12 protein-coding genes and 1 pseudogene are annotated in these 21,069 nt (G+C 65.3%); 2 read left to right on the top strand and 11 right to left on the bottom strand.

The window, feature by feature from the left end; translation table 11 throughout:
- Positions 1 to 7: 7 nt before the first annotated feature.
- Positions 8 to 3,208 (bottom strand): efflux RND transporter permease subunit, encoded by a 3,201-nt coding sequence (locus ACOOHF_RS06175; protein ID WP_420463820.1) that lies wholly within the window; start codon positions 3,206 to 3,208, stop codon positions 8 to 10.
- Positions 3,205 to 5,259: a cytochrome P450 gene (locus ACOOHF_RS06180; RefSeq protein WP_419934141.1), complete on the bottom strand. Its 2,055-nt coding sequence runs from the start codon at positions 5,257 to 5,259 to the stop codon at positions 3,205 to 3,207. Before ACOOHF_RS06180 ends, ACOOHF_RS06175 begins: the two co-directional genes overlap by 4 nt.
- Before the next feature lie 53 nt (positions 5,260 to 5,312).
- Between ACOOHF_RS06180 and ACOOHF_RS06185 the strand changes: the two genes are divergently transcribed.
- Positions 5,313 to 6,095: a helix-turn-helix domain-containing protein gene (locus tag ACOOHF_RS06185; protein ID WP_420464340.1), complete on the top strand. Its 783-nt coding sequence runs from the start codon at positions 5,313 to 5,315 to the stop codon at positions 6,093 to 6,095.
- On the opposite strand, the pseudogene ACOOHF_RS06190 reads toward ACOOHF_RS06185, so the two are convergent.
- The 6 genes and pseudogenes from ACOOHF_RS06190 to ACOOHF_RS06215 all read right to left on the bottom strand — a co-directional run.
- Positions 6,070 to 6,207: pseudogene (locus ACOOHF_RS06190) on the bottom strand (helix-turn-helix domain-containing protein); the annotation flags it as partial. The gene ACOOHF_RS06185 and the pseudogene ACOOHF_RS06190 sit on opposite strands and share 26 nt — an antisense overlap.
- Positions 6,208 to 6,933: 726 nt before the next feature.
- Positions 6,934 to 8,340, bottom strand: coding sequence for a M56 family metallopeptidase (locus tag ACOOHF_RS06195; RefSeq protein ID WP_420463821.1), 1,407 nt, complete (start codon positions 8,338 to 8,340; stop codon positions 6,934 to 6,936).
- Positions 8,337 to 8,705, bottom strand: coding sequence for a BlaI/MecI/CopY family transcriptional regulator (locus ACOOHF_RS06200; RefSeq protein ID WP_419164604.1), 369 nt, complete (start codon positions 8,703 to 8,705; stop codon positions 8,337 to 8,339). Before ACOOHF_RS06200 ends, ACOOHF_RS06195 begins: the two co-directional genes overlap by 4 nt.
- A gap of 577 nt (positions 8,706 to 9,282) precedes the next feature.
- Positions 9,283 to 10,362 (bottom strand): IS630 family transposase, encoded by a 1,080-nt coding sequence (locus tag ACOOHF_RS06205; protein ID WP_420463822.1) that lies wholly within the window; start codon positions 10,360 to 10,362, stop codon positions 9,283 to 9,285.
- 51 nt (positions 10,363 to 10,413) lie between these two features.
- Positions 10,414 to 11,388 carry a GOLPH3/VPS74 family protein gene (locus tag ACOOHF_RS06210; protein WP_420463823.1) on the bottom strand — a complete coding sequence of 325 codons (975 nt, stop codon included), beginning with the start codon at positions 11,386 to 11,388 and terminating at the stop codon, positions 10,414 to 10,416.
- A gap of 61 nt (positions 11,389 to 11,449) precedes the next feature.
- Complete coding sequence (locus ACOOHF_RS06215) at positions 11,450 to 12,508, bottom strand: Rieske 2Fe-2S domain-containing protein (RefSeq protein ID WP_420463824.1); 1,059 nt, start codon at positions 12,506 to 12,508, stop codon at positions 11,450 to 11,452.
- A 247-nt stretch (positions 12,509 to 12,755) separates the two neighbouring features.
- Between ACOOHF_RS06215 and ACOOHF_RS06220 the strand changes: the two genes are divergently transcribed.
- Positions 12,756 to 15,389, top strand: coding sequence for an amylo-alpha-1,6-glucosidase (locus tag ACOOHF_RS06220; protein ID WP_420464341.1), 2,634 nt, complete (start codon positions 12,756 to 12,758; stop codon positions 15,387 to 15,389).
- Between the two features lie 137 nt (positions 15,390 to 15,526).
- On the opposite strand, the gene ACOOHF_RS06225 is transcribed toward ACOOHF_RS06220, so the two are convergent.
- The 3 genes from ACOOHF_RS06225 to ACOOHF_RS06235 are packed head-to-tail and all read right to left on the bottom strand — an operon-like array spanning position 15,527 to position 21,018.
- Entirely contained in the window at positions 15,527 to 16,231 is a 705-nt protein-coding gene (locus ACOOHF_RS06225; RefSeq protein WP_420463825.1) for a TIGR02206 family membrane protein, read from the bottom strand.
- 44 nt (positions 16,232 to 16,275) lie between these two features.
- On the bottom strand, positions 16,276 to 18,186 hold the full coding sequence (nagB, locus tag ACOOHF_RS06230; RefSeq protein WP_420463826.1) for a glucosamine-6-phosphate deaminase: 1,911 nt from the start codon (positions 18,184 to 18,186) through the stop codon (positions 16,276 to 16,278).
- Positions 18,187 to 21,018, bottom strand: a complete 2,832-nt coding sequence (locus ACOOHF_RS06235) for a M16 family metallopeptidase (protein WP_420463827.1) — start codon at positions 21,016 to 21,018, stop codon at positions 18,187 to 18,189.
- Positions 21,019 to 21,069 lie beyond the last annotated feature (51 nt).

Raw genomic sequence — 21,069 nt, forward strand, 5'->3', positions numbered from 1 at the left:
TAAGGCACTAGGCCGGGCCTAACGCTGCCCTTTCGTCAACACGTATTCTCTTGCGCATGTGTATTGCCATCAGGGCGGGCACGATGAACATCAGCAGCGCGGTCGTGATCATGATGCCAAACCCCATCGATGCGGCAAAACGCACTAGGAATTGGGCTTGGCTCGCCTGCGCGAAGTAGATGGGCGTGAACCCGAGGAAAGTAGTAACCGAGGTCAGCATGATCGGACGAAAGCGTCCCTTAGCACCTTCAACGATCCCTGCACGCGGAGGGGTTCCCTCTCTGATCTTCTGGTCGATGAAGTCGATCATCATGAGCGAGTCGTTGACGACAACACCGCTCAGTCCGAGGAAGCCCATGGCGGAGACGAACGTGAAGATCTCGCCCAGGAACAGGTGTCCGAGGACGGCGCCGACAAGCCCGAACGGAATCACGGACATGACGATCAAGGGCTTGGTGTAGGAACGGAGGGGAATCGCCAACATCGCGAATATCGCGAGCAGGGCGAGTAAAAAGCCGCGTTGCAGCGCGTCAAAGGACTCGATCTGCTGCTGAGCTTCCCCTCCAAAGCTGTAGGTCATTCCTGGGTTCGCCGACGTGAGTTCAGCCAGGACCGTACGCTCCAGAATACCGTTGATCTGGGTACCGGACGTCACAGCGGCGTCAACATCCGCCGTAACAGTTGCGATGCGCCGACCGTCCTGACGCGGGATCGACGTGGGCGATGTGCCCATCCCTATGGAGGCCACTTGGCCGAGTGGCACCTCACCCCCACCGGGAGTACGAATCAGGTACCGCTCAACATCCGTGACGGAATTGCGTTCGTCTTCGGGCAGGCGCGCATAGGCCCGAACCTCTTCACGACCTCGCTGCACCCGCAGTGCCTCCTCGCCGAAGAAAGCGGAGCGCGCCTGCCGGGCCACTCCATCGAGTGTAAGGCCGAGGGTGCGTGCCTCGGACTTTAGTTCCAGCTGGATCTCTTGGATTCCGTCCGCGTGATCGGACCGCACGTCGAAGACGCCCTGCAATCGACGCAGATTGTCCTGGACCGCTTCGGCAATCGGACGGAGGCGCGAGGGATCCGTGTGCGACACGACGACCTCGACTGGATTGCCAAACGAAACGACCTCACCCGTGAAGATGAGGCTTTGTGCCTCCGGCACCTGTCCGACCTCGTCTCTCCAAGCCTGAAGAAACATCTCCGTCGGCACTTGTCGCTGCTTCGAGTTCAACAGCTTGAACTCAATGCTGGCAAGGTTGGCTTGGGGATTCATTCTAGGCTCCGCGACCAGTCCCCCACCCATAATACGGGGCCCTTGCCCGATGGCCACAGTTACCCCGGCCAAGAGCGGCGGTGCACTCTCGGGACGGCCCTCGGAGAATCGGTCAACTACCTGGCGTCCGGCCTCCTCGATCTCAGTCGCCACCTCGGCAGTCCGATGCCCAGGCGTGCCGTCCGGCATGGCGAGAGTGACGGTTACGAAGTCGCTTGGCTGTTCATCCGCGAAGTTCGTTCCGACGATGCCCGACACCAGAAGCGACACGGACAAGGCCAGCAGTCCGATAGCCCCGGTTATCACTATCGCGGGTTGCTCCGTCGCAAATTCCAGCCACCGATGCAGCGGACCCTCCACGAAATCCCTCTGTGCGCGGTTCACACCGCCCTGGATCCGGCGGATGAAGCGAGCGATGGAAGCGGTAGGCGACAATTCCGGGCTGGGGAGATGGGAGAGATGGTTCGGAAGAACCAGCAGCGATTCCACCAGAGAAAACAGCAGCATCGAGATCACGACAACCGGCATTGGTCCCATGATCTCGCCTATTCCGCCAGGCAGGAATAGCAGCGGAGAGAAGGCGGCCACGGATGTGAGGACCGCAAAGATCAGCGGTCCCTTGATCCGCCTCGTACCGCGGATCGCCGCAGGGAGTCCCGGCGTACCGAGTGATCGTTCATGGTGAATGTGCTCGGCAACCACGATTGCATCGTCGACAACGATTCCGATGGCGAGGACAAACGCAAACAGCGAAAAGGAGTTGATGGGAAGGTCGAGGACTAGGAGGACCGACAAGGCCCCGACGCCCGAAACAACTAGCCCAACGGCCACCCAGATCGCCAGACGCAGTTCCAGAAACAGCGTCAGTGCCACCAGGACGAGGAGGAATCCCAGCGCGCCGTTTGTGATGAGCAGATTCAGACGCTCCGCGAAGAGCTCTGAATCGTCGTTCCATACGGTGATCCGCACGCCTTCGGGCAAGGATGGGCTCAAGGTGTCTTCGACGTATTCCTTCACGGTTGCGACTACATCCGCCACGTCTTCGCCTTGGGCGCGGGAAACCTCGATGAATGCAGCTGGCTGACCCTGGTGCCGAACGACAAGGGCCGACTGCTCGAAGTCATCGCGCACTTCGGCGATGTCGCCGAGCCGTACGATCGTGCCGTCGCCCCGGGCGAGGACTACCATGTCCTCGAAGTCCTTTTGATCGTAGCGCTGGCCGACGGTGCGGACGCGTACCTCGGCCTCCTGGGTTTCTATACTGCCGACAGAGAGGGTAACAGCACCGGCCCTGATCACATTCGAGATGTCCTGAAGCGTCAGCCCGAGGGCCCGCAACCGGTGTTGCGGCACCTCGATCGAGATCTCGTAGTTGCGCACGCCAGTTGTCTCGACTCGCGAAGATGCCAGGACGGTCGCGAGTTCGTCCTCGATCTGGTACGCCAGTTCCTTAAGTGAGCGTTCCGGGACGTCGCCGTAGACAATGAGCCGCATGATGCTCTGACGGTTGGTCATCTCGCGGAATTCGGGACGCTCGGCGCTGGCTGGAAGGGTCTGAATGCTGTTGACCGCCGACTCGATGTCGTCCAAGGCATCGTCGATGTCCGCGCCGGACCTCATCTCCACCCGCACGGAAGCCATCCCCTGGGCAGCAAGAGACCTGACGGTCTTGACGTCATCGATCGAGCTCACCTGCTCCTCGATCTTGATGACGATGGACTCCTCCACCTCTTCCGGCGTGGCGCCTGGATAGGCCACGGAGACTTCGACTTGGTTGAAGGGCAGCTCGGGCCAGGCCTCCTGCTCCAGACCGGTGAAAGAGACGAGCCCAGCCGCGATGATCCCCACCATTAGGAGGTTGGCGGCAACCCCGTTGCTCGCCATATAGGCGATCGGTCCCGGGCGCTCCCCGAATTGTCGGCCCTCCTGGCTCATTGCGCTCGCGATCCGGCTCCGCTTCCGTTCACGGGACATTCGCCATAGTGGTCGGAGTGCGGCGAACCGTGAAGATCATTCCGCTTTTCCGTGACCACGATCTTCAGTTTTTGGGTCGGTGCCATGGTCGGGAACGGGTTGATCCGAAGGCTGTAGCTCGGGTCGGCCATCTCAAACCTGAAGAAGTGCATCAGCATCAGCAGGTCGACGGCCAGGTGAAGTTCCACCCACCGATGGCCCAGACACATGTGGGTGCCGAGCCCGAACGGGGCGTAACTGGGACCCTTGTCTTCCCGGCGTTCCGGCAGATAACGGTCGATGTCGAAGGAGAAGGGGTCGGGAAATACGTCTTCCATATAGTGTGTGGCCGACTGGACTAGGAAGATCTGCGAGCCCACCGGCAGTTCGTATCCCTCGACGACGCAGGTGTTCATCACCGTTCTGATTTGCATCGGAATGATCGGGTAGAGACGCTGGGACTCCATGAAAAAACGGTAGGTGAGGTCAATGGCGGACTTGCTGAGGGCATCGGCGTCCGGGTCACCGTCCGCGAAAACCTTGTCGGCTTCCGCCTGGATCTGCTCGTACAGATCGGGACGCGATAGGAGGTTGTGCAGCGCGAAGCTCAGCGCATTGCCTAGGTAAAGACTGACGATAAGGGGTGACACGAGAGAGAAGATCAAATCCGTCTCGGGCAGGAACTGCGGGTCATTTGCGTGCAGACTCAGGAGGTCGTCCACGATATCCCTGGGACAGCCCGCACGCTGGGCTGGCGTATGGACAGCCCGGATTCGCTCCACCAAGTTGCCGATCTGCTTCTTTCTCCGCTTCATTCCCGGAGTATTCAGCATGAACTTCGGGAGCGCACCCTGAATATGCGTAACAAGCGAGCGCTCCTTGAACTCAAGCAGATCCTGGAATTCGTCCTGGGTGTCGATACCAACCGACAGTTGCGAGAACTGTGCGTTCGTGAATTCCTTACACATTTTGACCACAGGCAGGATATCGCCGACCCGCCATCTCTCCATGTATTCCCTGGCATGTCGGTACAATTCGTCGAGACGGCTTTCAAGCGCCACGCGCGAATAAGTCATGTGAATGGCTTTTCGCATGCGGAACTGATCGGCACCGTCCATCGAAGGCAGGATGCGCGATGCCCCGTACACCTTCTCAAAATCTTCCAGGTAGTCCTTCGACCTCAAGTAGCTGCGTCCGGATCGCTGCATCCATCGGTTGGCTTCAGGCCCCGCGAGCACGAGCATGCCCTCTCTTGAGAAAGGCGTGCGGATTCTGAACACAGGTCCATGTTTGCGGGAGAGATCCGCGAACAGCGCGGGCAGGTTACCGGTTCGGACATGTGGACTCAACAGCACATCGCGAATTCGAGCGGATGGAATCGGCTTGGTGCTCAAGACCCGCAACGTCGGCCCAGCCATGCTTTGTGAGACCGTTTTCGCGATGGATTGGCCGACTACGTCCAGTTTGCAGACGAGTTCGATGCGTGCCGTGGCCGTCTCGTCGAGGGGGAAGATCAGGTGAAGGACCTGGCACGCGTTGGCAAGCCCAACAAGAATGGCATCACGCGGATGGGGAATGTCGCCATCGAACAGGATCTTGGCGATCCGTGTCTTGACAAACTCGCTCGGTTCGTCGTCGGAAGTGTGATAGGACTGCGCCTGCCAAGTGCCAGGCGACAGTGACCAGAATCCGCCGGAATGATGGTTGAGGATCCCACGCTGTACCAAGCGATCCAGAGTAGACTCAATGATCGATTCGGCGCGAGGAGCCAGACGCTCGATCCAGTACTGGGTGTTTCGCTGCTCCGGCTCGGCCGCAATCACCTTCAGGATGGCATCCAGAGTAGGGTCGCCGGTTTCTACCGGGTCGACAAGGAAGAGAGAGTCCAGATCCGTGTCAACGCGACCGGCGAGTGCCAAATCTGCGAGTGCGGCGCTGGCAACAGCGCAATTCAGGTTCCACCCGGGAACTTGGTGGAAGTAGCCGTTCTCCTCGTTGAGGAGCAGCAGAACCAGGTCCTCTGCCAAGTTCATATCGATCCCCTTCGCCTCCGAGGCCAAGATTCAGACGGATGCCATAGCAGGACCTGAGCCGGGGAGCCAATACTGTCAAACCCTTTAGTCTATGTGCCTATACCCGCCTTACGCGCCTCCCAAACTGGGGGTCGTTTCCGACCGTCAAGCGCTGGCTGGACCGGTACGAGGCTGGAGGTCTCGCCGGACTGGGGGACCGGCCGCGCCGGGGCCGTCCCCGAACGAGCGTCACCGCGGAGGTCGTGCGCCGGACGCTGGAGGAGGATCGCCCGAGCGGGACGCACTGGAGCACGCGCCTGATGGCCCCGGCGGCCATCAGGCGCCCGCCCTCGCTCCTCAGGTCCCGCACGATCACGCTCTTCATCTGGTCGAACAGGAGCTCCCCCGGCACGCCTCCGAAGAAGCCGAAGGCCACCTCCAGGTCCCCTGAGGAGCGTCGCCATGTCCTGCCGCTGGTAGAACCGAAGCCACAACAGCCGCGAGTAGCCGAGCACGACCAGAAGCAGGTAGCGGCGGCCCCACGGGAAACGGAAGTGGGCGAAGTCCACCTGGCCCTGACAACCCGGCTCCGTCTCGAACCGCACCAACGGCTCCGCCGGCAGCGGGGGCCGGACCTTGCGGACGTACTGCCTGAGCTGCGTGTAGCCGCCGGGGTATCCCGCCGCCGGGGTATCCCGCCGCCCGGATCTCCGCCAGCAGCCGGACCGCCGTCAACTCGGGGTACTCTTCCAGCCGTTCCCGCACGATCGCCCCGTACGGGTCCAGCTTGGTGGGCACCGGGGGCCGCGGACCGTAGCGGACCTCCTCGAGATCCCGGTCCAGCTCCCCGCTCCTGATCCAGCGGTAGATCGTCTGACGGCTGATCCCGAGTTCGCGGGAGATCTCCATCACCGTCAGACCTTCGTCCAAGTAGTGTCTCAAAAGCACGCGTCGCTCCCATCCGATCACCGGCGCCTCCCATCTTCCAGGGGAGACACCAAGCTCTACGTTCCCGGATGGAGCCGCGCTCCGTCCGGCCTACGGGAACGACCGATGTGTCACTTTTTCGGCCGCCATACCTGTCACATTTTCACCCGCCAGCGACAGGCACCGTGACACCGGGTCCGTTGGGCACGGGTGTACGGATCGAAGCATCACCGACTTCTCGTTCACCCGCTCGGTCTCTGGGGCGTGTGCAGGTGGCGCGGTTTGCTGTTTCGGACCTCTAACGAGCAGCAGAGGGGACGATTGGGAAAGCAGGCCTAGCGACCGCGCCGTCGAAGTCTGCGCAGGTAGGAAAGGGAATTGGTCTGGTCGCCTAAGATATGCGCTGAACGCAGTACGCGGCTTCGGAAACGCGACGCCTACCCGCTGGCCGAGCGCCATGGTTCCGAGCCGGTTGGGAGCGGGCCGTCTGGATCGGAGGATCACCGACCCCACCCGCAGCCTCTCGGTTCGGGCGCGTGGGCGCGCGGCGATCCGGGCCGACAGGTCCATTCACGGCCACTTGGGGCCTAGGGAATCCGCTTCGTCCCGGTGGAACAAATGAGGGGTAGAGCCTCACTATTGGTTGCGTAAATCGCTTTCACTGACTGCGTTACGTGACTTCACGAAGCAGTCCGCGGAACGTCTCCTGCGCCTTCCCCTGTCGGCGATCGCCGAGCTTCCCGATCTGCGCGAGGGTTCGCAGGAGTATCACTTCTTCGTCGCGCGACGGACCTCCGATGTGCCATATGGCGACGTGAGCGAGATCGTCGATGTGGCCTCGCGGAAGTACAAGGTCGTTCGTTTCCGATCGCTGTCGCCCGGGCTCGAGGTGACCATGACGGGGGAACTCCGTCCATCCGAAGGAACCGGTCGATACAGCAATTCTCGTTGTTCTCCTCGTGACGGCAGCGGAGCGGTGCCGCCAAGGACCACCGGCGGCAGATCGGCCGGGCCACCCGCCACATACCAACTCCAACTCGGCTCCGCGGCCTCGAAGTCAGCGCGTGGCATCTCGACGACTTGCAGGTCGGGGCCGGTCAAGCCGGCGAGAGGCGCGTCCAGGGCCGGTACTTCGACCGCAGCAGGCGAGGCCTGCTCGCTGCAGTAGACGAGACCCAGCGCCAGCGACGTCACGAGTCCGCCTCGCAATACTAGGCGCAGCCCGCGCGGGAGGGTCGAAGCGGGGCTGTTCGTGACAATCATACGAAGTCTCCTCTCGAGTAGTCGTGTTCGTCGGCCGCTGTCGGCGGCGCTCGCGAAAACCGGCGGGCGCTGCGTTCCCTCGGTCCGCACAAGGTCGATTGCCCGCACGAGCGCGCGGGCGTAGTCGCGTGGAGCGCAGCGAAGGGCCTGCACGACCATGGCGTCGGAGCAGACTTCCCCCGCGGCCCGGAGCCGCCGCCGCGCCCACCACGCCACCGGGTTCCACCAGAACGCCGTGCACGCGAGCCACTCGATCCAGCGGACGAAGTGGTCGCGGCGCCGGACGTGAGCCAGCTCATGCGCCACGATGTAGCGCAGTTCGGTCCGACTCAGGCCTTCGACGAGGGCGGACAGGATGAGGACCCGGGCGGTATCGCCGCCCCAGTACACCATGGGCGACACGACCGCGTCCGTCGTGCGGATCGTCGGAACTTTCGCGAGGCCCAGACTGCGGGCGATCTCTCCAGCCATTCGCTGTAGTTGCGCAGGGGCTTCGCGTGAGGCTCCCCTCAGTGAGCGGCGGAAGTCTCGCGTCCTTGCGACCGTCCAGCCCAGGATCACGGCAGCGCCCACGAGCCAGAGGACGACGAGGCCCGACCCTCCGTAGGCAGCAAGCCACCCTCCGTCGACTGCGCCGCCGACGGCAGCGGGCTGGGCATCGCCGATGGCCGCGGCGACCGGGGGCGCGGCGTCACGGGACGCGACGTCGGCGGGCCCGGCAGCTGAGGGCTCGGGCTGCAGGACCGGGAGCCCGATCAGCGGCGGGATGAGCAGCGCCGCGAGCAGCGTGGGGCAGAGCGCATGACACAGGCGTGGCCGGTCGTTGCCCCGCGCGGCGAGCCACACCGCGCCGGCAAGGACGATCGAGATCGCGAGCTTGCTGCCGGCGACCTGCAGGGCGAGGTCCGTCATCTCTCCTCCAATAGTCGACGCAGCCGTTCCATGTCGGCGTCGGAGAGCTTCCGCTCCTCCACCAGGTGCGTGATCATCGGGACGAACGATCCGCCGGTGACCTGATCCGCCAAGGCTTCGAGACGGCCGGCCGCATAGGCCTCGCGGCTGATCCTCGGCGCAAAGAGGTGCGCGGCCCGGTCGCGGTCCCGGTCGACGAAACCCTTGTCCTCCAGCCGCTGCAGGAGTCTCTGGATCGTTCCGTGCATGGATCTCGCGGCCTCCGGATAGAGCTGCTCGCGGAGGTGGCGGGCCGTCAGGCTCCGTTCCTCCCAGAGCCGTTCCATGACCGCGAGTTCGGCGTTCGCAAGTTTCGGTACCGTCATCTCTCGCTGTCTCCGTTGAGGGCTATAACGACACGTTGTCGTAATATGCGACACGATGTCGTACACGTCAAGTGGATGCGGTGATCGACCGAAGCGTTGCGCGGTCACCACGGTCCCCGACGTTCCCGCGGGAACGCCGCTCGAGTGTAAATTGGGGGTTGGAGAGCCTGCGCTAGCTCTGGATCTCAGGATGGTTGTTCACCGGATCGACGCGTAAGCTGAGAGTCCGGCAAAGACCTCACGCCCTACTCGCGCCAGGGGGTGAAGATCGGCCAGCTCATGACCGACAACGGCGCCGCCCGCGACGTCTCCCCGCTTGGAGCGACCGCCTCATGACCGCCGCACCCCTCCGCCCCGCCCTCCCCCGAGGTGGGACATTTTCGATGGCCATTGACACTCCGGAGCCGGTGGTGCGCTACGAGTGGTCGCGTCCGGGTCTCTGGTGCACATGGACCTCAAAAAGCTGGCGTGCATCGTACGCTCGGGGCACCGGATCGGCGGGGACCGGAGCAAGACGCCGTACTCCCTTCCAGCGCCTTGTGGAGCTACGCGTCACCAACGTCCTTGTAACGCACAGCTAGTGTATTGCCGCTAAAGTGGTGTTCGCACGGCTCACTTTCGCCAGGATGTCCTCCGCGGCGGCGGTCCACTTGAACGGCGCCGGGTCCCGGTTCCGGTTCTCGATGTAGGCCGTGATCGTGTCGGTCAGTTGCTTCACGCTGTTCACTGCGAGCCGCTTGAGCTGGCGTTGCGTCAGCTCGGAGAAGAAGCGCTCGACGAGGTTCAGCCACGAGGCCGAGGTGGGCGTGAAGTGGAACTTCACCCGAGGATTCGCCTCCAGCCAGGCCGCCACCTTCTTGTGCTTGTGCGTGGCGTAGTTGTCGAGGATGACGTGCAGGTCGAGGTCCGGATCGGTCCGCTTCTCCACCTCGCTCATGAAGCGGATGAACTCCTGGTGCCGGTGGCGCGGCATGCACTCGTGGATCACATCCCCGGTCGCCACGTCCAGCACCGCGAACAACGTCGTCGTCCCGTGCCGCTTGTAGTCGTGCGTCATCGTCCCGCAGCAGCCCTTCTTCAGGGGAAGCTCCGGCTGCGTGCGGTCCAGCGCCTGGATCTGGCTCTTCTCGTCGAATGCGAACACCACCGCCCGCTCCGGCGGGTCCACGTACAGCCCCACCACGTCCCGGAGCTTCGCCACGAACTCCGGATCGGTCGAGAGCTTGAAGGTTCGCGTGAGGTGCGGCTTCAGCCCGTGCGCCTTCCAGATCCGCCCCACCTGGCTGTGGTGGAGCCCCGCCCCCTCCGCCATCAGCCGCGTGCTCCAGTGAGTCCCGCTCGGGGGCTTCTCCTCCAGCGTCCGGCGCACCACCTCCGCCTCCACCTCCGCGGTGACGCTCGTTCGCGGACGGCCCCGGCGCGGCCGGTCCTCCAGTCCGGCGACACCCTCGGCCTCGTACCGGTCCAGCCAGCGCTTGACGGTCGGCAGCGAGACGCCCACCTCCCGGCGCAGAGCCCGGGCCGAGAGGCCATCGGCCGAGCCGAGGATGACTCGGGCCCGCTCCACGCGCCGCTGCGGGGTCGTGCGGGCCCGAACCCAGCTCTCGAGCTCCTTGCGGTCCCCGGGTCGCAATCGGATCCTTCGTATCTTGGGCATGCATGAAAGATAGCACGCCCTCTACGTCATGTACATCTCTCTTAAGCGGCACTACACTAGGCAATGTCGCTCCTCCCGTGCGAGAGCCCGTGGGGCGTGGGCTGATAACGGTGCCAAAAAATAGTCCCTGGCTCTCAGGTACATCCGCCCGTGCCGATGCACCCAGCGGTTTGTCCGTGGCCCGGCGATGAAGAGCATGGGTTTCGCAAACGGCCGACGGATCTCGAACACCGGGCCATACTCGTTTGCGAGGTCTGCGAAGAGCGCGGGAATGTTGCCATCGCGCACATGGGGATTGAGCAGCAACCGACGCAACGAGACAGCCGGGATCTTCTTGGCCAGGTGGGCACGTCGAAGCAACGGGCCGGCGAGGTTCTGTACGACCGCATCGGCTATGGAACGGCCGATCAGATCCATCTTGCAGATAAGCTTGATGCGCTCTTCCGCCTCATCATCAAGCGGGAACATGAAGCGAAAGATGTCGCATGTATTAACGAGGCAAACGATGATGACGTCTCGCGGATCGGGAATCTCGTCCGTGAAGAGAACCTTGCTGATACGCGTCTTGATGAACTGGCCCGCAGTGCTCTCCTGGGAGTCGCCGTACAGGTCCGTGTGCCAGACGGTACGGGCCAGCGTCCAGAAGTCGCCGTTGTGGTGTTCCAGGATCTTCAGGTCGACGAGGCGGTCCAGCGTCAAATCAATGATGGACTCCGCGCGCGGGGCGAGCCGTTCAACCCAGTACCGGGCGGTCCGCGGACGTGGCGCGTTAGCGATTTCCTTCAGAATGGGGTCTAGGACGGGGCTGCCCGTTTCCGTCTCGTCCACGAGGAAGAGCGATTCCATGTCCGTGTCGATGCGTGACAGGAGGGAGAGTTCCGCGAGTGCTGCGCCCACGACCGCGCAGTTCAATTCCCAGCCGGGTACCTGGTAGAAGTAGCCGCTCTCCTCGTTGAGCAGCATCAGGATGAGCTCGTCGGGCAAACTCAGCGCCTGGGTCGTCGGACCCTTTGTAGCAACAGCCATCCTCAGCCTCCCTGCATTATCTGGACCTGCTGCTGCAGCAGGAGCAGTTTGTCGGCGGAGCTCATGTCGGCCCACCTGTCTCCGCCGGCAGTTCCGGATAGAACTGCCGGCAATACCGGCGGTATCGTCCTATGGGACCGTCGGACTGACACAGCCGGGGGGGAGACCGATACCGCTTGTTCTCCCAGATCACCACATCCTGCACAACGTCCCGTATCTGCTGCGGCAGCAGAATGTGATTCATCAGCTTGTGGCGCAGCTTCACCGGTACGAACTGCAGGCCCGTGATGAACCGCCCGGGCTTGCGGATTTCCCGCGTCTGGCTGACCAGCACCAACTCCACGAGCGTGCCGTCAACCGGTGTCACGAGTACCCACAATCTCCAATTCATATCGATGGTCTTCTCGTGGATCTCGACGAAGGAGTAGCCCAGTCCATGGACATGCGTGACGGCCGAAACCTCGTACACGAGGTACTTGAGGCCCACGATCCTCCGCACGCGTTTGAAGTCGAAGCAACTCTTCATGTAGGCACCGTCGACCGATACCGAACCGACCGGATGCACGCTGTCGTACCCGTGTACGTAGCGCAGGTGTCCCAGGTCCACGGAGTTTTCCGTCGTTTCCTGGGGATGGCCGCGGAACCGAAGGGTGCGAAGTCCCAACTCGCACCATTCCGCTCCACCCGGTGGATCGGCCGGCAGGTGCCACTGCGGTGGCCGGCCGCCGCTCCCCCACCAGGCGAAGACCAGGCCGAGGATCTCTCTCGTCTCGTACACCTTCAGCTTCGCGGCCCTGGGGGGCGGAGCATTCGGAGTGGCGACGCACTGGCCGGTCGTGTCGAACTCGAATCCGTGAAAGGGACAGACGAGGCAGCCGTCACGCACCTTGCCCCCGACCGAGGGCCCCAGGTGCGCGCCCAGATGCGGACATTTGGCGTCGGCCACGCAGATGCGACCTTCTTCGTCGCACCAGGCGACGATGTCCTCGCCCATCCAGGTCTTCTCGATCAATTCCTCTCTTAGGACAGCCTCCCGGCTCGCGATGAAATACCACCCCTCGGGGAATGCCGGCAGGTCATCGACGCCCTTCAGCGGCCGCTTCCGGGTCTTCTTGGTCATGCGTGCAGAGTTCCCTTGAATGCCTGCCCAACGGCGGACGAGCCCACGCGTGCGGACCCGCCGCCCTCCTCCCCCTCTGCGACGAACTCCTGATCAAACTTCGCTCCAATGGTCGTCTTGAGTCAACCAAGCCCTGAGCGGCGGATTGTCCGGGGCCAGCCGATACGTAGTTTCTCAATAGAGCCGTGCGGTTCCGGGGATGGCCGGATGGCCGGAACCGTTGTCGCGGGAGTGAGGAACCTTGACGATGAAGATCGACCGCTGCCCCCGTGTGATCTCGCTTCCGCTGCTGGTCGCGATCTCGGCCACCTCGCCGAGCCTGGCTTCCTCGCAAACACCCGCGGAAGCTCCGCCGGATTCGGCAGCCCTGTCGGTCCCCCGCTTCGAGATCGTCGCGTCGCCGATCGAACTCTCCGGGCCCGTGCGTCCCGGCGAATATCTCGGCGTGACCGGACCGCGGTCGGCCTGGCTCGGCCTCGAGACGGGTGAGGCGGAGTTGTGGGTCCATCCCCTCAAGGTCGGGAACGGGTTCCGGCTGGGCTTCTCGACCCCCAGCTACGGGTCGCCGATTCCGGGAGAGCAGCTCGCACGCAGCGTCCACGTACGCCCGGAACTCACCACGATTACCTACAGCCACGCGGCCTTCCAGGTGCGCCAGCACATCCTCGCCCCGGCCGGGATCCCCGGCCTCCTGCTCCTGCTCGAGGTGGACAGCCCCGAACCGCTCGAGATCGTCGCCGAGTTCGAGCCGGTGCTGAACTACATGTGGCCAGGGTCGATCGGGGGACAGTACGCCTACTGGGACGCCGACCGGCGCGTCTTCGTGCTGTCCGAAAGCCTGCAGATGCAGAACGCCGTGGTCGGGTCTCCCTGGGCCGTGAACTCGGTGGAACACCCGGCCCATCAGCTGGGCGAGGCGCGGCGTACGATGGTGATCCCGGTCGACCCGGAGCGGGCCCGGGGCGAGTTCATCCCCATCGCGATCGCGGGTGGGACGACGCCGCGCGATGAGGTGTTCGCCAGCTACGAGCGGCTGATCTCGGAGGCCCGCGGGCTGTACGAGGCGAAGCGGGCGTGGGCTGATTCCGTGCTCGCCACCACAGTCTCCATCGAGTCGCCGGACCCTGGGCTGGATCTCGCCCTCGAGTGGGCGAAGATCAACCTGGAGGAGCAGCGCGTCTGCAATCCCGACCTCGGCTGCGGGTTCGTGGCCGGCTGGGGCCTCTCCGGCAACGGCACCCGTCCCGGCTTCGGCTGGTTCTTCGGCGGCGACGCGGCGATCAACACCTTCGCCATGGACGCTCTCGGCCAGTGGGAGCTGGTGGCGGAAGAACTCGCCTTTCTCGCGAGGTACCAGCGCGAGGACGGCAAGATCACGCACGAAATCTCGCAGGCGGCCGCGCGCATCGACTGGTTCGGCACCTACCCGTACGCCTACTACCACGCCGACACGACGCCCTATTGGATGGTCGCCCTCTACGAGTACTGGCGCGCGAGCGGCGACGACGAACTGCTGCGGGAGCTGTGGCCGGCGTACCGGCGCGCGTGGGAATGGTGCCTCACGGCCGAGACCGACGGCGACGGCATCATCGAGAACACCGTGGGAGGGCTGGCAGCGGTCGAGGTCGGCGGCCTCGGGGCGGCCCTCCACCAGGATATCTACCTCGCAGGGGTCTGGGTCGCGGCTCTCGAGGGAACCAGGGCGCTCGCCGAGCGCATGGGCGATGCAGAGGTCGCCGACCGGGCACGGGAGATGGCTCCCCGTGCGCGGGTGACCCTGGATGACGCGTACTGGCTCGAGGGCGCGGGACATCATGCCTTTGGGATCCTCGCCGATGGCAGCACCAACGACCACCTGACCGTATGGCCCGCCACGGCGGCCGCGTTCGGCCTGTTCGACGCGGCGCGCGCGCGGTCGACGCTGACCCACCTCGCGAGCGACCGGGTATCGTCGGACTGGGGCGCCCACATGCTCTCGACCGAGAGCGAGCTGTACCATCCGCTGCAGTACAACATGGGCACGGTATGGCCCTTCGTGACCGGGTACGTGGCCTGGGGCCAGTACCGGTACCGGCGTCCGTGGGCAGGATTCCACCTCATGGACGCGGTGAAGCAGATGACGTTCGACTGGAGCCTGGGGCGTCACCCGGAACTGCTGTCGGGCACCTTCTACCAGCCCCTCGATCAGACCGTCCCGCACCAGTTCTTCGCGACCTCAATGCTGGCGACGCCGCTGCTGCGTGGCGTGCTCGGATGGGAGCCCGATGCGCCGCTGGGCCGCGCCCGGCTCGCCCCGCAGCTCCCGCCGGACTGGCCGGAGCTCACGGTGCGGCGCCTCCGGGCGGGAGGGACCAGCACCGACGTGGAGATCCGCCAGCGGTGGACGGCTGCAGGCGGCGAGCGGCGCACGACGCTGACGACCACCGGGCCGCCGCTGACGTTCAACTTCGTCCCCGACGTGCCGGCGGGCGCGCGGGAGGTGGCGGTCCGGGTGAACGCGGTCGACACGGAACTCGGGCCAGACGGCAGCTTCGAGGTGATCACCGGCGCCGGAACCCAGGCGGGCGAGCGCGCCGAGATCGTCGTGATCTGGGAAGGCGGCCTCACCGTGTCGCCACCTCGGCTCGCCCTCCAACCCGGCCAGCGGAGCACCGGCCTGCGGATCCTCGACTTCGCCGCCGACCCGGCCGGGTGGACCCTCTCGGTGGAGGGGACGGCGGGCCGCAGCTACGACATCGCGTTGTTCGGTACCCCCGTACACCCGACCGTTACGAGCGGCGCCGCGCGCGTCTCGGATTCCGGGTCCGGAGTCGTCAGGATCGGGTTCGCCGAGGGCGAGGCGCGCGCCGCGGCGACCATCCGCCTGATCCCCCGAATGTAGCGTCAGTCAGACATCGATATGCGGGCGAATGTGGGAATGTCGCGGCTCTCTTTTGAACATACTTCTGCACAAAAAAGAACGAATGACGATAACTGCCTGGCATCGACTTTTGGTCACGAAAAGTCTCCGCGCCGGGGTCAGCCGGCAGTGCGGTTCCGGAAGGGAAGATACAGTGCGAGAAAGAGCGTGATCGCCAGCGGCTGGAGGAGCAGGATGTACCACGGCCAGCCCGGGAAATAGTCCAGTATCGAAGCCGTCGGCGGCTTGTCGATGACGTACAGATAGTTCGATCCGAGCAGCCGGTTGAGCGGGTACATCACGACGGCGTACAGGTTCAGCAGGCCGAGCGCGAGCCACGGGTCGCGCGCCGTCGGCCGGTAGCCTTCCACCTTCACCGCCCAGATCCCCGCCATGACGAGGATCGCATGGGACGCCATCGTCTCGAAGAACGTGAAGTGCCAAACGCCGAACGTCGCGTCCGGGGTCAGAACGGCCTGCACCGCGCCGGCGACGCCGAAAAAGTACATGAGATGGAGGGTCCACCGGCGGCGGGTCCACAGCCCGTACGCGGTGATCAAGGACATGGCGCTGCACAGGTGCAGGCCCAGGTCGGTCTCCACGGCCCACAGCCCCACGGACGCCTTCCACGCATGCTTCGTGATGCGGAAGAGGACGATGGTGGCGATGATTCCGATCCGCAGACGGCGTCGTCCGCGTTCGTCGGCGGCCATGCCGGCGCGGATCAACCAGAACCCGACCAGGGCCAGGATGCCGGACGCCACCAAGTGTGCCGGGCCGAAGAGATCCAGCGGCTGCAGCTCCGTCCCGAAGAACTGGCCCATGTCAGCCCCTCACATGCTTCGGCCCGTGGCCGCGGCGCCCCGCCTCACCCGTCCGCGTCCGCGAGCGACGAGGTGGAGATTTCAGGCCCCTCCACCCGCCGTCCCTCGCGCAGCGTCACGTACGCCTCCATCGCGTAATACGCGGGGAGGCCGAGGGCGCGCAGCAGGTCGGCCGTCCCGCGGTTGCGGTCGACCACGCGCTGCCAGAACTCGCGCGGGTCCGGTCCGGGGAAGGGCGCCGAGTCCTTCTGCGACTCGTGCCGGAAGATCGCCTGCACCTTGCCGCGCACCTCGCCTTCGGAGAGCGGCACGAGCATGGTCGCCTCGTCCAGGCTCCACTCCTGCCACGCGCCCCGGTACAGCCACAGCCAGGGGTCGCCTCCGTAGCGGGCGAGGGCGGCTTCGACGGTCTCGAGGCACATGCGGTGCGTCCCGTGCGGGTCGGAGAGGTCACCCGCCGCGCATACGATTGTCGGACGGATCTCTTCCAGCAGCTGTGTGACGATCTCCACGTCAGCCCCGGAGATCGGGTTCTTCCGCACCTTCCCCGTCTGGTAGAAGGGCTGGTTCAGGAAGCGGGCCCGGTCCGCGGACAGGCCCAGCGACTCGATGGCGGCGATCGCCTCGCTCTCGCGGATGATCCGTTTGAGCTGTTGCACAACCTCGGGATCCACCCCTCCCGGCTCCCTGGGCGCGAGCCGGTCCTCGACGGAACGCAGCGTCGTTTCGAGCCTCTCCGCGGCCCCCAGGTCGATGACGCCGGCGGCGCGGCGGAGGAAGTCCATGTAGCGGCGCACCTCGTGGTCGAACACAGCGATGTTCCCGGAGGTCTGATACGCCACGGTCACCCGGTTTCCGTTCTCGACCAGCTTCCGCAGCAGGCCGCCCATCGAGATCACGTCGTCGTCGGGATGGGGCGAGAAGACGACGATCTCCTGGCCGCGCGGGAGCCGGCTCTTGCCCCGGATCTTCGAGATCAGCGCGTTGAAGACCTGCCCGTTGAGCGGTTCGGCCGAACCGTGTCTGGAGGTGAGTGGGGCGAGGTGGTTGGCGCGGTAGTCGTCGGTCGCGAGGTGGAGGATCGACTTCCCGGTGCGCTCGCTCAGCCAGATGACCGCCGCGGTCTCGCGCTCGGAGGTCCACTCCACGTCGCCCACCTGCCACGGCATGCGGATGCGAGTGAGGTCCGAGGCGGCGGCCGGATCGAGGTAGACCGTCGCGGCGGGATGCTGCTGGAGGAAGGTCGCCGCCACGTCGGCGTGGACCTCCCCCTCGACCGACCGCCGCACGATGGCCGCCTTGTGTTCCCCCGTCGCCAGGAGGACGACCTCACGGGCCTCGAGGATCGTCGCCACGCCCATGGTGATCGCCTGCGGCGGCACGTTCTCCTCCCCGAAGAAATCCGACGCCGCGTCCGCCCGCGTGACCGTATCCAGATAGAGGCGCCGGGTGCGAGACTCGCGCTCGGAGCCGGGCTCGTTGAAGCCGATGTGGCCGCTGCGCCCGATCCCGAGGATCTGGAAGTCGATCCCCCCCGCCTCACGGATGCGACGTTCGTACTCCGTGCAGTGCGCTTCCACCTCCGCCTCGGGCACGTCGCCCCGGGGAATGTGGCGCTGGTCCGGGGGAATGTTCACGTGATCGAACAGGTGCTCCCGCATGTAGCGGTGGTAGCTGTGGAAGCTCCCGGGCCGCATAGGGAAGTACTCGTCGAGGTTGAAGGTGACCGCGTTGGAGAAGTCGAGCCCTTCCTCCCGGTGCAGGCGGATGAGTTCCCGGTACACCCCGACGGGGGTCGAGCCGGTCGCGAGGCCGAGCACGGCGTGGCGCCCGTTCCCGGCCCGTCCGCGGATGAGCGCGGCGATCCGCCCCGCCACCTCCGCGGCGATGCTGTCGTGGTCCGGCATCAGGCGGACGGGCAGACGCTCCCGCCGCGCGTAGGCGGATCCGCTCATCTAGGGTACTTTCTGTTCCGGCAGCAGCACGAAGCGGGCGTACTGGTCGGTGCGCAGATAGCGGATCGCGGCCTGCCGCACCTGTTCCGCCGTCCAGCCCTCGATCGCCTCGTAGCTCGGAATCTCGCTCAGGTCCCGACCGGCGCGCTCGAAGGCGGCCAACTGCGTGAGCCAGTAGCGATTCTCGCGCAGGTTCGTCTCCTTCGTCCGCCGCTGCGTCTCGCGCACCTTGTCCACCGTCTCCGCGTCCGGCCCCTCCGCCCTGAGCCGTTCGATCTCCTCGAACACGGCGGTGGAGAGTTCCTCCGCGCGTTCCGGGGCCGAGCCGAAACTGATCGTGACCCTGTATTCCTCGTCCGGCCGGTAGCTGAGCGACCCGCCGACGCCCACGCCGTACGTTCCGCCCAGGTCCTCCCGCAGCACTTCCCGCAGCCGGATGTCGAGGATGTCGGCCATGGACGAGATCGCATTCGCCTCCTCGCGCGAATACTCGGCCTCGCCCGAAAAGATGATCTGGGTCCGGCTCTGCGGTTCCAGCCCCTTGTACACGAACTTCTCGATCACGCCCGCGGGCGGATCGATGCCGGTATCGCGCCAGGTCTCGACCCGTCCCAGGTCGGGGAGTGCGCCGAGATACTGCTCCACGAGCGGCCGGATCTCCAGTAGATCGAAGGTGCCGGTGAAATAGAAGGTGAAGTCGCTGGCGTCCGCGAAGCGCTCGCGAAACAGGTCGTAGGCCGCGTCGAGGTCGGCCTGCTCCAGGTTCTCCAGGAACTGCGAGAGGCTCGGCACCCGCGGATGCCCCTGGGCCATCGTGGCCGAGACCGTGTCCGAGAACACGACGTCGGGGCTGGCGCCGAGATTCGCGAGGACCCCCAACTGCTGGGCCTTGAAGGCCTCGAACGCGGTTTCGTCCCGTCGCGGCGCGGTGAAGTACAGATACACAAGCTGGAACGCGGTCTCGATGTCCCTTGGCGAGACGAAGCCCCCCAGCCCCTCGGACAGCGACCCGAGCGACGGGGAGACGTTTACCGCCTTGCCGGTGAGCTTCTTGCGCAGCGCGGTCTGGTCGAATTCGCCGACCCCGGCCTGGCTCACGACAGCGCCGGCGAGCGAAACCTTCGGATAGAGGTCGTCGGGCACGAGCGAAGTGCCGCCGGGACTGGTGGCGGAGAAGAGGATCTCGTCGTCCTTGAAGTCGGAGGGCTTGAGTACGACGCGCACGCCGTTCTCGAGCGTCCACACGGTGACCCCCACCTCGTCGAGCGCCTCCTCGGCAACGACCGGCGAACCCTCGGGCACGGCCGGAAGGAGCGGAGCGTCGGCCGCCGCATCTTCGTAGGCCGCGATCTCCCGCCCGCCGACCGCGGCGAACACGCCCACGAGATCCTCCTCGGCGGGCGTCTCGAGCCCCTCCTTCTCGGGCGCGTTGACGAGGATGACGCGGCCCCGCTCGGCCAGCCATGCCTGGGCCACGCCGTTCGTCTCGGCGAGCGTAATCCCGGGGAGGAAGGCGTCCACGAGTTCCATCTGCGTCTCGATGGCGGGGTAGGCGCTCCCCTGCAGGAAGACCTGCACGTAGTGGCCCGCCAGACCGGCCGATTCCTGGTTCTCGCGCTCCGCGAGCCGGCGCTCGTACGACCGCCTCACCGCGGTCTTCTGCCGCTCGAGTTCCGTCTCGGCGAAGCCGTGGCGCACCACGCGCTCCGCCTCGGTCAGCAGCGTCTCGAGCCCGCGCTCGATCCCCCCCTCCGCGACCAGGGCGACGAGCTGGTATGCGTCGACCCCGCGCGCGAACTGGCCCTGCCCCGAGACCCCGAAGATGAAAGGCGGGTCCGCCTGCTGACGGAGTTCATCTAGCCGGGCGTTCAGCATGCCCGAGTACAGGCCCTCGACGAGGCCGCGTCGGAAGTCCGCGATGGTGCCGCGTGGGGCGGGGGGCTGTTTGTAGAGCACCCCGACCTGGCTCTGCGGGGCCTCGGTGTCGGTCGCGATGGCCACGCGCGCCGGATGGTCGGTCGGAATCTCGGCCGTGATCCGGGTGCGGGCGTCCTCGGGACCCCGCAGCCGGGCGAACCGTTCCCGAATCGTCGCTTCGATCTCGCGCCCGTTGAAGTCGCCGACCGCGACGATCGCCATCAGGTCCGGCCGATACCAGTCCTCGTAGAAGCTGCGCAATCGCTCGGCGGGGGCGGTTTCTAGGATCTCGGGCTTCCCGATGGGCAGGCGTTCGGCGTACAGCGACCCCTCGAACATGATCGGGAACTGCCGGTCCTGCATGCGCGCCTGGGCCCCCCGGCGGCCACGCCATTCCTCGATTACGACCCCGCGCTCCTTGTCGACTTCCTCGGGGTCGAAGAGCACGCCTCCCGCCCAGTCCTCGAGGATCTGGAAGGCGGTCGCCAGCATCTCCGGGTCGTCCATCGGCACCTGGAGCATGTAGACGGTCTCGTCGAAGCTGGTGTAAGCGTTGATGTCGGGGCCGAACTGCATCCCGATCGACTCGAGGTAGTCGACGAGCGCCTGCTTCTCGAAGTTCTCCGTGCCGTTGAAGGCCATGTGCTCGACGAAATGCGCGAGTCCGAGTTGATCCTCGTCCTCGAGGATGGACCCGGCGTTGATGACGAGGCGCAGTTCCGCACGGTTCTCCGGCTGGTCGTTCTCCTGGACGAAGTAGCGGAGGCCGTTGTCGAGCACGCCCGTGATCACGGATGGATCCGGCGGGATCGGATCGGTCGGATCGTAGGCCTGCCCCGCGGCGCCCGTGGCGAAGAGGAGCATGGCGGCGGTGAACGGGAAGAGCGCGAGGGTGCGCGAGCGGAGCATCTTCATCGGTAGCTCTCGGCAGAAGGGCCATCTGATGGCAGAGAAGCGCGAAAAATA

The sequence above is a fragment of the Candidatus Palauibacter sp. genome (assembly GCF_965216145.1).
Classification (GTDB): Bacteria; Gemmatimonadota; Gemmatimonadetes; order Palauibacterales; family Palauibacteraceae; genus Palauibacter.